Origin of the sequence: Salmonella sp. SG203, assembly GCF_013350575.1 — a bacterium.
In the GTDB taxonomy this organism is placed as follows: Bacteria; Pseudomonadota; Gammaproteobacteria; order Enterobacterales; family Enterobacteriaceae; genus Salmonella; species Salmonella enterica.
This window is the reverse complement of sequence record NZ_SNMT01000037.1, coordinates 15,302-27,721: the sequence shown is the minus strand read 5'-3', so window position 1 is coordinate 27,721 and position 12,420 is coordinate 15,302. Positions and strand designations below refer to the sequence as shown.

At 55.2% G+C, this 12,420-nt stretch carries 16 protein-coding genes and 3 pseudogenes; 16 read left to right on the top strand and 3 right to left on the bottom strand.

What is annotated here, in order from left to right:
• The 10 genes and pseudogenes from HV477_RS26120 to HV477_RS26075 form a co-directional block, all read left to right on the top strand.
• Nucleotides 1-121 (top strand): annotated as a pseudogene (locus HV477_RS26120) (antirestriction protein); the annotation flags it as partial.
• A gap of 46 nt (nucleotides 122-167) precedes the next feature.
• A complete protein-coding gene (locus HV477_RS26115) occupies nucleotides 168-590 on the top strand; it encodes a DUF1380 family protein (RefSeq protein WP_080102343.1) in 423 nt (140 codons plus the stop codon).
• Nucleotides 587-778 (top strand): hypothetical protein, encoded by a 192-nt coding sequence (locus HV477_RS26110; protein ID WP_080102344.1) that lies wholly within the window; start codon nucleotides 587-589, stop codon nucleotides 776-778. The genes HV477_RS26115 and HV477_RS26110 overlap by 4 nt, the downstream gene beginning before the upstream one ends.
• A gap of 778 nt (nucleotides 779-1,556) precedes the next feature.
• Nucleotides 1,557-2,084 (top strand): single-stranded DNA-binding protein, encoded by a 528-nt coding sequence (locus HV477_RS26105; protein ID WP_080102321.1) that lies wholly within the window; start codon nucleotides 1,557-1,559, stop codon nucleotides 2,082-2,084.
• Nucleotides 2,085-2,138: 54 nt separating this feature from the next.
• Nucleotides 2,139-2,381 (top strand): DUF905 domain-containing protein, encoded by a 243-nt coding sequence (locus HV477_RS26100; RefSeq protein ID WP_080102323.1) that lies wholly within the window; start codon nucleotides 2,139-2,141, stop codon nucleotides 2,379-2,381.
• Nucleotides 2,382-2,457: 76 nt separating this feature from the next.
• Nucleotides 2,458-4,479: a ParB/RepB/Spo0J family partition protein gene (locus HV477_RS26095; RefSeq protein ID WP_154715102.1), complete on the top strand. Its 2,022-nt coding sequence runs from the start codon at nucleotides 2,458-2,460 to the stop codon at nucleotides 4,477-4,479.
• A gap of 40 nt (nucleotides 4,480-4,519) precedes the next feature.
• Entirely contained in the window at nucleotides 4,520-4,954 is a 435-nt protein-coding gene (gene psiB / locus HV477_RS26090) for a conjugation system SOS inhibitor PsiB (protein ID WP_154715101.1), read from the top strand.
• A complete protein-coding gene (locus tag HV477_RS26085) occupies nucleotides 4,951-5,691 on the top strand; it encodes a plasmid SOS inhibition protein A (protein WP_154715100.1) in 741 nt (246 codons plus the stop codon). The genes psiB and HV477_RS26085 overlap by 4 nt, the downstream gene beginning before the upstream one ends.
• A complete protein-coding gene (locus tag HV477_RS26080) occupies nucleotides 5,688-6,005 on the top strand; it encodes a theronine dehydrogenase (protein ID WP_114047628.1) in 318 nt (105 codons plus the stop codon). Before HV477_RS26085 ends, HV477_RS26080 begins: the two co-directional genes overlap by 4 nt.
• A gap of 475 nt (nucleotides 6,006-6,480) precedes the next feature.
• Nucleotides 6,481-6,981, top strand: a pseudogene (locus HV477_RS26075) (antirestriction protein ArdA).
• Between the two features lie 33 nt (nucleotides 6,982-7,014).
• Here the strand turns inward: HV477_RS26075 and HV477_RS26070 are convergent.
• Nucleotides 7,015-7,449 carry a hypothetical protein gene (locus HV477_RS26070; protein WP_175065596.1) on the bottom strand — a complete coding sequence of 145 codons (435 nt, stop codon included), beginning with the start codon at nucleotides 7,447-7,449 and terminating at the stop codon, nucleotides 7,015-7,017.
• 237 nt (nucleotides 7,450-7,686) lie between these two features.
• On the opposite strand from HV477_RS26070, the gene HV477_RS26065 reads away from it, so the two are divergent.
• The 4 genes and pseudogenes from HV477_RS26065 to HV477_RS26050 all read left to right on the top strand — a co-directional run.
• Nucleotides 7,687-8,121, top strand: coding sequence for a post-segregation killing protein PndC (locus HV477_RS26065; protein ID WP_154715098.1), 435 nt, complete (start codon nucleotides 7,687-7,689; stop codon nucleotides 8,119-8,121).
• Nucleotides 8,122-8,214: 93 nt separating this feature from the next.
• On the top strand, nucleotides 8,215-8,481 hold the full coding sequence (locus tag HV477_RS26060) for a hypothetical protein (RefSeq protein WP_114047632.1): 267 nt from the start codon (nucleotides 8,215-8,217) through the stop codon (nucleotides 8,479-8,481).
• Between the two features lie 64 nt (nucleotides 8,482-8,545).
• Entirely contained in the window at nucleotides 8,546-9,442 is an 897-nt protein-coding gene (locus HV477_RS26055) for an Rpn family recombination-promoting nuclease/putative transposase (RefSeq protein ID WP_154715097.1), read from the top strand.
• A gap of 55 nt (nucleotides 9,443-9,497) precedes the next feature.
• Nucleotides 9,498-9,677 (top strand): annotated as a pseudogene (locus HV477_RS26050) (hypothetical protein); the annotation flags it as partial.
• Nucleotides 9,678-9,718: 41 nt separating this feature from the next.
• Here HV477_RS26050 and HV477_RS26045 read toward each other — a convergent pair.
• Nucleotides 9,719-9,970: a helix-turn-helix domain-containing protein gene (locus HV477_RS26045; protein WP_154715095.1), complete on the bottom strand. Its 252-nt coding sequence runs from the start codon at nucleotides 9,968-9,970 to the stop codon at nucleotides 9,719-9,721.
• Nucleotides 9,971-10,582: 612 nt separating this feature from the next.
• On the opposite strand from HV477_RS26045, the gene HV477_RS26040 reads away from it, so the two are divergent.
• Nucleotides 10,583-11,431 carry a DUF4942 domain-containing protein gene (locus HV477_RS26040; protein WP_154715094.1) on the top strand — a complete coding sequence of 283 codons (849 nt, stop codon included), beginning with the start codon at nucleotides 10,583-10,585 and terminating at the stop codon, nucleotides 11,429-11,431.
• 86 nt (nucleotides 11,432-11,517) lie between these two features.
• On the opposite strand, the gene HV477_RS26035 is transcribed toward HV477_RS26040, so the two are convergent.
• Nucleotides 11,518-11,853, bottom strand: coding sequence for a molybdopterin-guanine dinucleotide biosynthesis protein MobC (locus tag HV477_RS26035; RefSeq protein WP_154715093.1), 336 nt, complete (start codon nucleotides 11,851-11,853; stop codon nucleotides 11,518-11,520).
• Nucleotides 11,854-12,085: 232 nt separating this feature from the next.
• On the opposite strand from HV477_RS26035, the gene mobA reads away from it, so the two are divergent.
• Entirely contained in the window at nucleotides 12,086-12,418 is a 333-nt protein-coding gene (gene mobA, locus HV477_RS26030; RefSeq protein WP_080102196.1) for a plasmid mobilization protein MobA, read from the top strand.
• Nucleotides 12,419-12,420 lie beyond the last annotated feature (2 nt).

The window sequence follows — 12,420 nt, the reverse complement described above, 5'->3', positions numbered from 1 at the left end:
GACGCATCACGAGTGCGGTAACGCCGCGCTGACACGCCTTTTTCAGATGCGGGACGCTCAGTTATGGAATCACGTCGAATTTCACCCCGAATGCAACGCGATTTACGCGGCGCTGGACTGATTAACGGACGGGGCGGCGATGCCGCCCCTGTAAAGGAGACGTGAAAATGTACTGCACTGTTAAAGAAATTATCCGCGATGTACTGGATACAGACGTGCCGGACAGTGAATGTGTTTTTGCCGTGGTGCTGACCCGTGGGGATGTGCGCCACATAGCCCAGGACTGGAGCCTGACAGACGATGAGCTGGAAACCGTCATGCAGCGGCTGGACGATGCTTTTGAGCATGGTGCTGATGTCAGCGTTGTTCACGGCGTTGTTGGTGAACTGATGGAAGAAAAGCACGCCAGCCGCCATGTGACAGTCCCTGCGGTGATGCTGGAAAAAGTGATGGCGCTGGCTGGCAGTGAAATGAAGCGCCTGTACGCCATCGGGAGTGAAAACGGGGGCGACGGTGACGCATTCGTCAGGGAAGAACGCGAAGCGATGGACGTTGTGTTACAAGCGCTGGACGGGGAGAACGGGTCATGAATATCAGCACGGAAACCCGCGAAATTCTGCGCAATTACAGGGCCGTGATTAATGCGCGGCGTCGTGAAATGGGACAGAAACCGCTCACCACCACGCAAATTGTTGATGAAATCTGCGATTTTGTGGTGAATCAGCAGGCTGTTTTCCTGGGCGGTCAATACATCCTTCAGGGCAGCAGACACAGGTAATACAGGGGCAGGCGGTGGAGGCCGCCTGTCAGCCCGCGCGAAAACCCCTGGCAGGCTGGCGCCTGCCGGAAGGGAAGCGGGCCACGCTGACGCGTCGCCCTTCCCCCTTCCTGTTCGTGGAGTGCCCTGTTTCATCAGGTTTTTCAGGGAATACTGATTACAGGAAGGGGCATTTTCTTTACTGACGTTAACAATTAAATGGTCTTCTTACATATGCGCCCCTTCGGCTCCCGGCTACCTGACGGCATCCGGTCGTCAAGCCCGACTCCGCCGGGCGGCTGCCGATGCACCCGCCAGGCTCCGCCGAACCCGCTGACGCGGTTTCGGGCTCACGCTACGGTCTGATGCGTGAGAACCGGGCCTGCAGCGACCGTTCCGGTCGCGCGCCCCTGTCGCGCCGGAAACGGCGCTCCCCGCACCCCTTGCGGGGTGTAAGGTCACAGCGCCGGATGGCGCTGCTGTCTGTCCTCCCGCTGCCACTTCTGCGGCCTGTTCCCCGCAGCCGGACTTTCCGGGGGCTGAAGTAACCACATCCCGTTTCAGCCGTCCAGGGGGAGATATACCGGCCACAAAACTTTTTGCCGCAGACGTCAAAAACTTTTGCGTCCGCCCCCGGACAGCCGCCCCGTGACGTGGTGACGGGCGCCCCATCGGAAAGGTCCACTGCGGGGAGTAACTCCTGAAGAAGTGGACGGCAGGAGGAGCTTTCGCTCCTCTGAAAGGGAACATTAATGTCCCGTATCCGGTGTATTTCATCCCTGTCTGTGAGGAGGTTTTTATGTCAGCACGTGGTGTTAACAAGGTCATTCTGGTCGGGAATCTGGGGCAGGCCCCGGAAGTACGTTATATGCCTAACGGGGGCGCAGTGGCAAATCTGCAACTCGCAACGTCAGATAACTGGCGTGATAAACAGACGGGCGAGATGAAAGAGCAGACGGAATGGCATCGGGTGGTACTGTACGGAAAACTCGCGGAAGTGGCTGGCGAGTATCTGCGCAAGGGGTCTCAGGTGTACATCGAGGGACAACTGCGAACCCGTAGCTGGGACGATAACAACGGCGTCACCCGCTATATCACAGAAGTTATTGTTAACACCACGGGCACCATGCAGATGCTGGGGGGCCGCCGTGAAAGTTATCCTCAGCAGGGCAGTCAGCAGTTCAGCGGTCAGTCGCAACCTCAAACCCCGCCTCCGGCAGCAAAAGGGGCAGGGAAAGCAGCAAAAGGGAAAAACACCGCCGCACCGCAGCAACCGCCAGCGCAGCCCGATCCGGCGTATGACTTCAATGATGACATTCCGTTCTGACGCGGCAAATTTTCACAGATGCCCCGTCTGACGGGGCTTACCCAGGAGAACAGTATGACAGACAACACCATGCCCCCACTGAAATCCCTGCCTGACGGGACGTTCACCCGCGAACAGGCCGAAGCGGTGGCAGCACAGTATGAGAATGTCGCAATTGAAGACGATCAGGGGACGCACTTTCGCCTGGTCGTTCGCAAGGATGGCGAAATGGTCTGGCGGGTCTGGAATTTTGAACCGGGCGGCGAGTACGGGATGAACCGGAATATCCAGATCTACGGCATCCGTAAAACGCAGTAAGCAGCAGGAAAGAAGCCCTGCCGGAGAAGCCACTCCGCAGGGCCGGACAATCATCAATATCAGAGAGGCATTAATTATGCCAGTTACCGAGTCTAAAGCAAAAAAGGCAAAAAAAGCCAGCCCCAAAGCAGCACATAAAGCGAATGCACAGTCAGACGTTCTGGTTGCCGCACTGGACAACGCCCCCATCCGTTACACCGCCTGGTCCCGCCTGTTTATCGGGGAACTGAACTGCCGCATCGTCCCGCATACTCAGGAAGAAATCAGGGGGTATGCCGACAGTATCCACGCAGTCGGGCAGATCCATAACATCGTGGTGGTGGAATGTGATGATGGTCGGCTGGAAGTGGTTTGCGGTGGGGGACGGACAAAAGCGATCGGTCTGCTGGTTGAAGAAGGGAAGGTAAACCCGGATCACGAATGGATTTCTTATAAAGCGGTGCCGCGTGAACTGGCACGGGCTGTCTCCCTTACCGAAAACGGCAGACACCGCGCTATGCACCCTGCCGAGCAGATCGCCGGATTCCGCGCCCTGGCTGAAGAAGGGAAAACGCCAGCGCAAATCGGGGATTTGCTGGGCTACGGTGTGAAGCACGTCCAGCGCATGCTGAAGCTGGCAGGGCTGGCTCCGGTTATTCTTCAGGCACTGGCAGAGGACAAAATCACTACCGAACACTGTCAGGCGCTGGCACTGGAAGATAATCCTGACCGTCAGGTACAGGTGTATGAGGCGGCGTGTCGGGAGGGCTGGAACAATAAACCGGAAGTGCGCGTGATCCGTAATTTGATCACCGACAGTCAGGTTTCCACCCTCAACAACAGTAAATATGCGTTTGTCGGTGAAAAGGCATTCTCCGGCGATGAAATCCGCGCTGACCTGTTCAGCGACGAACAGGGTGGTTTTGTGGACAAACTGGCGCTGGATACGGCCCTGCTGGAAAAACTCCAGGTGGTGGCAGAGTGCCTGAAAGAGGCCGAGGGCTGGGAATGGGCAACCGGACGCATGGATGCCGTCAGTTATCACGGCGAAGACAGCACGGTGTACCGTATCCAGGATGAGCCTGACGCGGTTTACACGGAGCAGGAACAGCAGCGCATGGATGAATTGCAGGATCAGTATGACGAGAACCAGACCGCCAGCGATGAAACCGACGCGCTGGAAGCGGAAATGGATGCTATCGAATGCGCGGCACAGCTCCGGGCATGGACGCCGGAAATGCGCGCACAGTCCGGCGTGGTGGTGTCATGGCGTCAGGGTGATGTGTATGTCCAGCGCGGGGTGATACTGCGCGAACCGTCTGAAACGGAAGACGAACCGGCTCAGGTTCCGGTATATGAACGCCAGCCAGAGCCTGTGGACGACATCAGTGTTCCCCTGCTGACCAGAATGTGTGCGGAACGGACGCTGGCAGTCCAGGCGGCACTGATACAGCAGCCGGGAAAATCCGTTGCCCTGCTGGCATGGACTCTTTGCCTGAACGTATTCGGCAGCGGCGCGTATAACCGACCTGCGCAAATTTCCCTGGACTGTAAGCATTACTCCCTGACGAAGACCGCCCCGTCCGGTCAGGAGGGCATGGCATTTCTGACCCTGATGCAGGAAGGAAAACGCCTTGAAGAGTTGCTGCCGGAAGGATGGAAACAGGATTTCACCACTTTCTTTACCCTCAGCACCGCCGATCTTCTGGCCCTGCTCAGTTTCTGCACGGCATGCAGTCTCGATGGCATGCAGACGCGTGGCACCGGAGGCACCACCCGCAGCCCGCTCGATAAGCTGGAAACCGCTCTCGCTTTCCATCTGCGCGACTGGTGGCAACCGACGAAGGCCGATTTCTTCACTGGCCTCAGAAAGCCACAAATCATCGCCGCACTGAACGAGGCCGGACTGACAGGCGCGGCGCGGGATGCGGAGAAGATGAAGAAAGGCGACGCGGCTGAACTGGCAGAGGACAAAATGCGGGACACCCGCTGGGTGCCTGTCTGGATGCGCGCCCCTGATGCAGAAAAATCCCCGTCTGATACCGAAAACAGCAGTGCTGATGCAACCGATGCGGCTTTTGATGCAGACAGCCACCACACCCTGCCCGATGCAGCCTGATAAAGGAGGCCGCCCCTCAGGGGGCGGCAGTAAGGAGAAAATGATGCGTAACATTATTACCCCCGCTGTACTGAAAACCATGATCCCCCAGGAATTTGAAGACTGGCGCGACGGCGGCGAAGACCTGCGCCGCGAACTGACCCACGCCGTGATGCGTGACCTGACGTGCCCCGCAGACTGGGACATGAACGGCGAGTACCGCAGCGAGTTTGGTGGTTTTTTCCCGGTGCAGATCCGTTTCACGCCATCCCACGGCAATTTCAGCCTGGCGGTATGCAGCCCCGGTGATATCAGCCCGTCCTGGATGGTGGTCTTTATTCCGGTCAGCGGTCGCCCGTTCTCTGTTATCCGTACGCTGCCCGCATGGTCGCCGGAAGTTATCACGCATACACTCAGCCTGGTGGCTCACCTCGATGCCGATGGTTACAGTCAGGCCAACATCATCAGCGTTCTGGCGATGGAGGGTACCGTATGATCCCACGTTCGCACGCCCTGGTACCACAACTGCCGGAACAGGAAGCTGCTGCTAAGGCGATTATTTATGTCGAGGATAAACGAGCAAAAGATCCGACATGGAAATGTTATTCCAGTCCTTATGCGCAGGCGTTTCTCCGTTTTTTGTGTGGCAAAGGAAAAATTTCCGGCAAATCACTTAACCAGATAAGAGGCATTATGTGGGATAAGGAGGACAAAATACCGCTGTCGTCTTATGAGCGGGCGCTTGATGATTTCATATCAAGCCGGGGACGGTATTGTCCGACCCCGCTGCCGTCAGATCTTGCCCGGTATGTGTTCCCTGAAACCCTGTTCCGACGAAGTGACCGTCAGGAAAAACGCCGTACACGAGAGTTCCATCAGTATTCCCGCCGTGAACAGCGCAAAAGACAGGAGAGGGAAAACAAATATGCCTGTCTGGTCGGGCAGGCTGAAATTGACCTCGCTTTTCAGATACCGGAGTCGTTGCGGGCCTGGTATTTAAGATGGTCGCAGTCTGACATTAAGCAATATGATCTGGAGCGGATGCTCTGGACATGGCTGGAGCGATGTCCATCGTTGTCTCATCTGGAACGATGGCAGTATTCAGATTGTCCTGTCTGGGTTCTGGAATCTGACATCCGCGATGCAGCCGCATCACTGACAACGGAGCAGAAAGCCCTTGAACGCTGGCTTGTGCCTGACAAGCTGACAGTGGCAGTAAGGAGTCAGGTATGAAGTGGCGTTATTCGCTTCGCTGGAAACTGCCCTCTCCTTGTCCCGGCGAACAGGAGCTTGTGTCAGAAGTGGTGGAGGCAGGGCAACAGGCGCCCGAATCCGTCATGTCACGCTGGGTGGCGGGGGCAGGGTACGCCGTGTGTGTCGATTTTCTGGGAGAGAGACAGGTTCGTCGCTGGAGTAATGAGCGTAAAGCCGCCACCCGTCGCCGGAATCTCGAACGGCGTGTTAACCGGATTGCTCCACTGTTTGCGGATGAACTGATCACAAGGGAGCTTGAGGCACGGCCTGAATATTTCCGTGGAAAATCATAGTGCCGGTGAAATTTAGCTTAAAATACGACTGACAGGACGGGGTACCGGCATGATCGTTTCGTTCCCGGGGTGGTTTGGTGGTCATGCCGTTACTCGTCCTGTCCCAGCCTGAATAAGGATGTCGCCGTTGGCTCCGCATTACCCGGGCATGGCCTGAAGGCCATGCCCTTATGGTTTTCCACTCTGTGGCTTCCGCGTTGTGACGGGCTGTGCCGTGCATCCATCGTAGCCGGGCTGCCGTGGATGCAAGGGTAAAATGCACGCTGCGGTCACCCGGTCCTTCCTTCCCGTCAGGCGTCATCCTCCGGTCGTTCGTCCGCTCAGGTTTCGCGTCCTCACCCTCCGGCTTCCGTCTGCCGTGTCGTCAGGCTGCGGCTTCCCTTGCGCCCCTGCATCCCCGGCTTTAACGCCCGTCTGTTATGGATGCACGGCACCGCCCGGTGCTGCTGAACATGTTACAGAGGGGGATTCATAAATGTCTGTTATTACACCTGCGGTATACGTTGGCACCTGGCACAAATACAACTCCGGCAGCATCGCCGGTCGCTGGTTTGATCTCGCCACCTTTGATGACGAAGGTGACTTTTTCGCGGCCTGTCGCACTCTCCACCAGGATGAGACCGATCCGGAACTGATGTTTCAGGATTTTGAAGGTTTCCCCGGGAATATGGTGTCGGAGTGCCATATTAACTGGGACTATGTTGAAGGCTTTCGCTAGGCACAGGGAGAAGGCTGCGAGGACGCGTATAACATCTGGGTCGATGATACCGGCGAGACGGATTTTGACACCTTCCGCGATGCCTGGTGGGGGGCTGCTGACAGTGAAGAGGCGTTTACCGTTGAATTTGTGAATGATACCGGGTTGCTGACTGGCATTTCTGAAGAAATAGCGCGTTATTTTGATTATGAGGCATATGCGCGGGATTTATTCCTGGACAGCTTTACCTTTATCGATGGCCATGTGTTCAGTCGGTGATATCAACCCCCGTTCCGGCGGGGGAATGACCTGTCAGGCCGCAGAAAACCCCTGGCAGGCTGACGCCTGCCTGAAATGCAGGCAGGCCGCGCCTGCGGCGCAGCCCTTCCTGCCATTCATGGTATGAGGACTGTTTTTGCTGTGTGGTGTCTGTTGTTCTGTCGGCCAGGAACGCATGGACACCTTCGGCTCCCGGCTGACTGGCGTCATCCGGTCGTCAAGCCCGACTCCGCCAGGCAGCTGCTGACGCACCCGCCAGGCTCCGCCGAACCCGCTGGCGCGGTTTCGGGCTTCGCTACGGTCTGATGTCTGAAAACCCGGCTTGCAGCGACCGGAGCGGTCGCGCCGCCATTGTCGCGCCGGTGACGGCGCTCCCCGCGCCCCTACGGGCGTAAGGCTTTTTCCCTCCTGCCGCCACCTCTGCGGCCTGTTTCCCGCTGCGGACTTTCCGGGGGCTGAAGTAACCACATCCCGTTTCAGCCGTCCAGGGGGAGATGTACCGGCCACAAAACTTTTTGCCGCAGGCGTCAAAAACTTTTGCGTCCGCCCCCGGACAGCCGCCCCGTGACGTGGTGACGGGCGCCCCATCGGAAAGGTCCACTGCGGGGTGAAACCCCGAAGAAGTGAACGGCAGAAGGGGCTTTCGCCCTTCCGGGGAATAACCGGTCGGCCCGGCGACCTGATTCATCAGAGGGAGACGTATTCATGACAGTCAGCAGCACGATTTCCGTTTATTGTCGCGATGGTATGTTCCGTTCCGTTTACTGCCATCTGCACGGTGAGCCGTCCTGGAACGGCAGAATCCTGCATACCCACTATGCCACCTGCCAGCAGGCGGAAGCCCTGATTACACATGGTGACATCCGTTGTCTGGGCCCCCGCTGTGACAAGCCTGCCGGGCATACTCTACAGCATCCGGCGAAAGGGGTGACGTCATATTACGGACGTGACAGCAATCTGCTGATGGACAGTGAGGCACGTGAATACCGTTCCCTGACGGAGGCGGTAGCCACAGAAAGTACGCCAGAGGTGCGCTTTCATTATCTGTTCATCGATGGCTACTGGAAGGTGATGTACCGCTCGCCGGAAGGCTGGAAGATGAAAGCGCTCGCGCTGGCACTGCGTCGCTGTCAGGAATGAAAAAAGGCAGGGGGATAAGCCCTGCCTCTCTCCGCCGGAACTTCCCTGCACGGAAGTTCCGGCATCTCAATAACTATCTATGGAGATTATGCTATGAGGCCTTCAATTATCATGGCAATGGCTGATTATGTAAAGCAGCAGCGCGAAGAGTGTCTGCAGAAGGATAAAAAAGTACGTCGTCACACCCGTGTCACCCGGCGGCAGATGACACCGGATGAAATTGCCCCCGAAATCCTGGCTCTGGGTGGTCATATTGTCAGACGTTGCAGCAAACAGCAGCGGGTACATGTTCCCGCCATGCGTTCAGGAGAGTGGGGGCATTTACTCCGCGCACTTGAAATTAAACGTGCCCGGAACTGATTAACCCTTGCCGTCTGCGAAAGCAGGCGGCAAGATTGGCGCTGATATCTCACCAGGAGGCACTGTGAGTAAAAAGAAAAACACCACAACGCCCACGCCGCATGATGCCGCGTTCCGGTCGTTCCTGGCGAATCCCGACGTCGCCAGAGATTTTCTGGAACTGCACCTTCCGGCTGAACTGCGGGCTGTCTGTAATCTGGATACGCTGAAGCTGGAATCCGGTACGTTCGTTGAGGAAGACCTGCGCCAGTATGCCAGCGATATCCTGTGGAGCATGAAAACCACTGACGGTGATGACGGATACGTCCATGTTTTAATCGAACATCAGTCCAGCGATGACAAAATGATGGCGTTTCGCCAGATGCGTTATGCCATTGCAGCGATGCAACGGCACCTGGAAGCCGGGCATGGCAGGCTGCCGCTGGTCATACCGCTGCAGTTCTATCACGGGGAGCGCAGCCCCTACCCACATTCAACAAACTGGCTGGACTGCTTCAGTAATCCGGAAGTTGCGGGTAAAATATATACAAACCCGTTTCCGCTGGTTGATGTCACCGTCATTGATGACGATGACATCATGTGCCATCGCCGTATGGCCGCGCTGACACTGCTGATGAAGCATATCCGCCAGCGTGACCTGATGGAGCTACTGGATAAGCTCCCTCTGTTAATGGTGGAGATGGTATCTGATGAGCAGGTACGCGTACTGATTCATTACATGGTGAATGCGGGAGATTCACCTTCCCCGGAATTTATGCGGGCGCTGGCTGCGCGTCTGCCGCAACATGAGGATAAACTTATGACTATTGCTGAACGTCTTGAGCAGAAAGGTCGTCAGGAGGGCGCTGCTGAAAAAGCACGGGCTATTGCACGACAGCTCCGGAATATGGGAATGACGCCGGAGCAGATTAAACAGGCGACCGGACTTTCCGACGCGGAACTGAAAAAGGTTATTCACTGAGTGAACTGAAAATCCCGGCAAAAGCCGGGATTTTTGTAAAATCATGCAGGGGGAATTGATGACTATTGCTGAACGTCCTGAGCAGAAAGGTCGCGAGGAAGGTCGTCAGGAGGGCGCTGCTGAAAAAGCACGGGCTATTGCACGACAGCTCCGGAATATGGGAATGACACCAGAGCAGATTGAACAGGCAACCGGGCTTTCCGGTGCTGAACTGAAAAAATTATTTGCTGACTGAAGTTCGCCGCCCACTTTTGCCGGGCTTTGTTTTCTCAAGGTTCATACTTCCTCTGCCGTTTTCCCCAGTTCATTTTCCAGACGAGTGATGATGTCAGTTTTGCGCATCCGGTGCATGAGCGGTAACAGGTCGCAGACAGAAAGTGCCTGGGTGGTTCGCCAGACTGTTATATCCACCTGTTCCGCATTTTCCCACGCGTGCCATGTCCGCAAAGTTACGCCGAACTCCCGCGCGGCTTTTTCGCGTGACCAGCACATCCCCTTTCTCCAGAGGCGCAGCTCCCAACCCGTCATAAAACACCTCTGAAAAGTGAAATAATTACACTTTATTTTATCATATTCCACCTGCGGTAAAGCGTGTTTATTGTTTTTAAAAAGTGTAAAAACTTCACTTTTTATCACTTTATTTTTTTCTTTTTCCCCCTTAACCCCGGGTTTATCTGATGCCGTCAGACATCCGTTCTAACACAGTCAGGTGTTTCCGGTTCAGGAAAATTTTCTGGCACCGTAGTGCTGCTCATCCGCCCCTGTCGCGCCGGAAACGGCGCTCCCCGCACCCCTTGCGGGGTGTAAGGTCACAGCGCCGGATGGCGCTGCTGTCTGTCCTCCCGCTGCCACTTCTGCGGCCTGTTCCCCGCAGCCGGACTTTCCGGGGGCTGAAGTAACCACATCCCGTTTCAGCCGTCCAGGGGGAGATATACCGGCCACAAAACTTTTTGCCGCAGACGTCAAAAACTTTTGCGTCCGCCCCCGGACAGCCGCCCCGTGACGTGGTGACGGGCGCCCCATCGGAAAGGTCCACTGCGGGGAGTAACTCCTGAAGAAGTGGACGGCAGAAGGAGCTTTCGCTCCTCCGGGAAGTAACCAGGCTGACCCGGCAGCCGGAAACAATGAGGAGACGATGCCATGAAACAGACCATGCCAGCTACAGACCTGAATACCGCCAGCACCACGGAAGTTATCCCGTCCGTGGCGATTGACCGTATCATCGCACAGCGTAACGAAGGTATTGCGCTTTTTATGCAGGCAACAGAGTGCCTGGAGGCTTCGCGTAGAATTCTGCGGGAGGCATCCGGTCATGACTTTCTTTACGGATTTGAAGACGCCGTAACTGACGCTGTACGTCGTGCTGACAAGCCGGAGGAGACCAGAAAGAATATTTCTCGTTTTGCCGACCGTAAAATCTGGCACCGCCTGATGACGGATACTGGTATGTATACATTCATGAGCTCATGCCAGTATGATGAGTGGAACAAGCAGCTGAATAGTAAAACCTGTCCGGAAATCACTCCGGACAATGTGCTGGCAACATTCCGCCATCTGAATGCCAGAAAAATTCAGACGTTCGAGCAGGGGCTGATTGATGTATACCGTAATCTGTCCTGGGATTATAAAACGAATAATCCCTGTCGTCTTGGCAGGAGGATCATTGTCAGTAATCTGCTGTACCGCTGGAGTGACGGTCATGTATCGCTTGATCACAATGGTCGTGAAAAACTGGATGATCTTGCACGTCCGTTTTATCTCCTGGAAGGACGAAACATACCTGACTTTCGTTATTCCACAGGTACGCTATATAGTGATTTTTTAGTTGCCGGTATTAATGTCGGTGCACTGTTCGACGGAGAATATTTCACGATACGGGGTTTTCTCAAAGGAACGGTACATATCACATTCAAGTGTCCTGACCTTGTCGAAAAAATGAATGACATTATTGCCAGACATTATCCCGGTGCATTGCCGCCACGTGTCTGATACAGCATGAAAGCCCTGACATCATTATCGGGGCTTTTATTTGCTGCCATCAACACAATATCCGGAAATATTGTGACAATATCACGTTAAAGTCCGGTCGTATCAGTGCCATCTTTTTTGTCCTGTAATGACTTTTTCTTAGCTGACTTGCCGGAGGAGCGACGGACAGACTTCTTCGCTTCGGCTTCCCGCATAATGTCACGCAGTGCTTTTTCACCCACCTCATAACCTGCTTCTTTCAGTGTGTTGCGAATGTCAGCCAGTGTATAGCCCTTTGTTTTTACCAGGGCGATAATATCGTCACGGATAGCATCAAGGAAATCGCGAAGTGTTTTCCGCTGCGCTGTCAGGTCGGGAAGTTCTGATAAAGCTGTCCGTGCCAGCTGAATGTCATCATCTGAATAAAATTTTTTTGCTGCCATTGGCAATATCTCTCCGGTTAATGTTGAAACCTGATTTTATCACCAAAACTCAACTTCAGGCAGGGCTGCCCCCTGCCTCTGCCGTCATCATAATACTATCCTGCTCCGATATTGCAGGCTATAATGGTCTTTCAGACGGGACAGGATGTGTAAATGTATAACCGCGCACGCGCGGCCATACATTTACCACCTGGTCAGGGCTTCGCCCCGACACCCCGGTAAGGAGCAGACCGTGAGTGATAAGCGAGAAAGAAGTGGTAGTGAAAGACGGCAGAAGACGCTCCTCAGGGCGGTCCGGTTTTCTCCCGATGAAGATGAAATCATCAGGAAAAAAGCGGAAGATGCCGGGCTTACTGTTTCTGCCTACATACGAAGTGCGGCATTGAACACACGCGTAAATTCCCGGATTGATGATAAGTTCCTGAAGGAACTCATGAGGCTGGGAAGGATGCAAAAGCATCTGTTTGTTGAAGGGAAAAGAACGGGTGACAAAGAATATGCCAGTGTGCTTGTTGCCATCACCGAACTGTCTAATACAGTGCGTAAACAGTTAATGGAAAACTAAGG

Excerpts from the sequence above, each read along its gene's own strand:
- HV477_RS26115 (WP_080102343.1), top strand. The coding sequence starts at position 168 with ATGTACTGCACTGTTAAAGAAATTATCCGCGATGTACTGGATACAGAC.
- HV477_RS26110 (WP_080102344.1), top strand. The coding sequence starts at position 587 with ATGAATATCAGCACGGAAACCCGCGAAATTCTGCGCAATTACAGGGCC.
- HV477_RS26105 (WP_080102321.1), top strand. The coding sequence starts at position 1,557 with ATGTCAGCACGTGGTGTTAACAAGGTCATTCTGGTCGGGAATCTGGGG.
- HV477_RS26100 (WP_080102323.1), top strand. The coding sequence starts at position 2,139 with ATGACAGACAACACCATGCCCCCACTGAAATCCCTGCCTGACGGGACG.
- HV477_RS26095 (WP_154715102.1), top strand. The coding sequence starts at position 2,458 with ATGCCAGTTACCGAGTCTAAAGCAAAAAAGGCAAAAAAAGCCAGCCCC.
- psiB (WP_154715101.1), top strand. The coding sequence starts at position 4,520 with ATGATGCGTAACATTATTACCCCCGCTGTACTGAAAACCATGATCCCC.
- HV477_RS26085 (WP_154715100.1), top strand. The coding sequence starts at position 4,951 with ATGATCCCACGTTCGCACGCCCTGGTACCACAACTGCCGGAACAGGAA.
- HV477_RS26080 (WP_114047628.1), top strand. The coding sequence starts at position 5,688 with ATGAAGTGGCGTTATTCGCTTCGCTGGAAACTGCCCTCTCCTTGTCCC.
- HV477_RS26065 (WP_154715098.1), top strand. The coding sequence starts at position 7,687 with ATGACAGTCAGCAGCACGATTTCCGTTTATTGTCGCGATGGTATGTTC.
- HV477_RS26060 (WP_114047632.1), top strand. The coding sequence starts at position 8,215 with ATGAGGCCTTCAATTATCATGGCAATGGCTGATTATGTAAAGCAGCAG.
- HV477_RS26045 (WP_154715095.1), bottom strand. The coding sequence starts at position 9,970 with ATGACGGGTTGGGAGCTGCGCCTCTGGAGAAAGGGGATGTGCTGGTCA.
- HV477_RS26040 (WP_154715094.1), top strand. The coding sequence starts at position 10,583 with ATGAAACAGACCATGCCAGCTACAGACCTGAATACCGCCAGCACCACG.
- HV477_RS26035 (WP_154715093.1), bottom strand. The coding sequence starts at position 11,853 with ATGGCAGCAAAAAAATTTTATTCAGATGATGACATTCAGCTGGCACGG.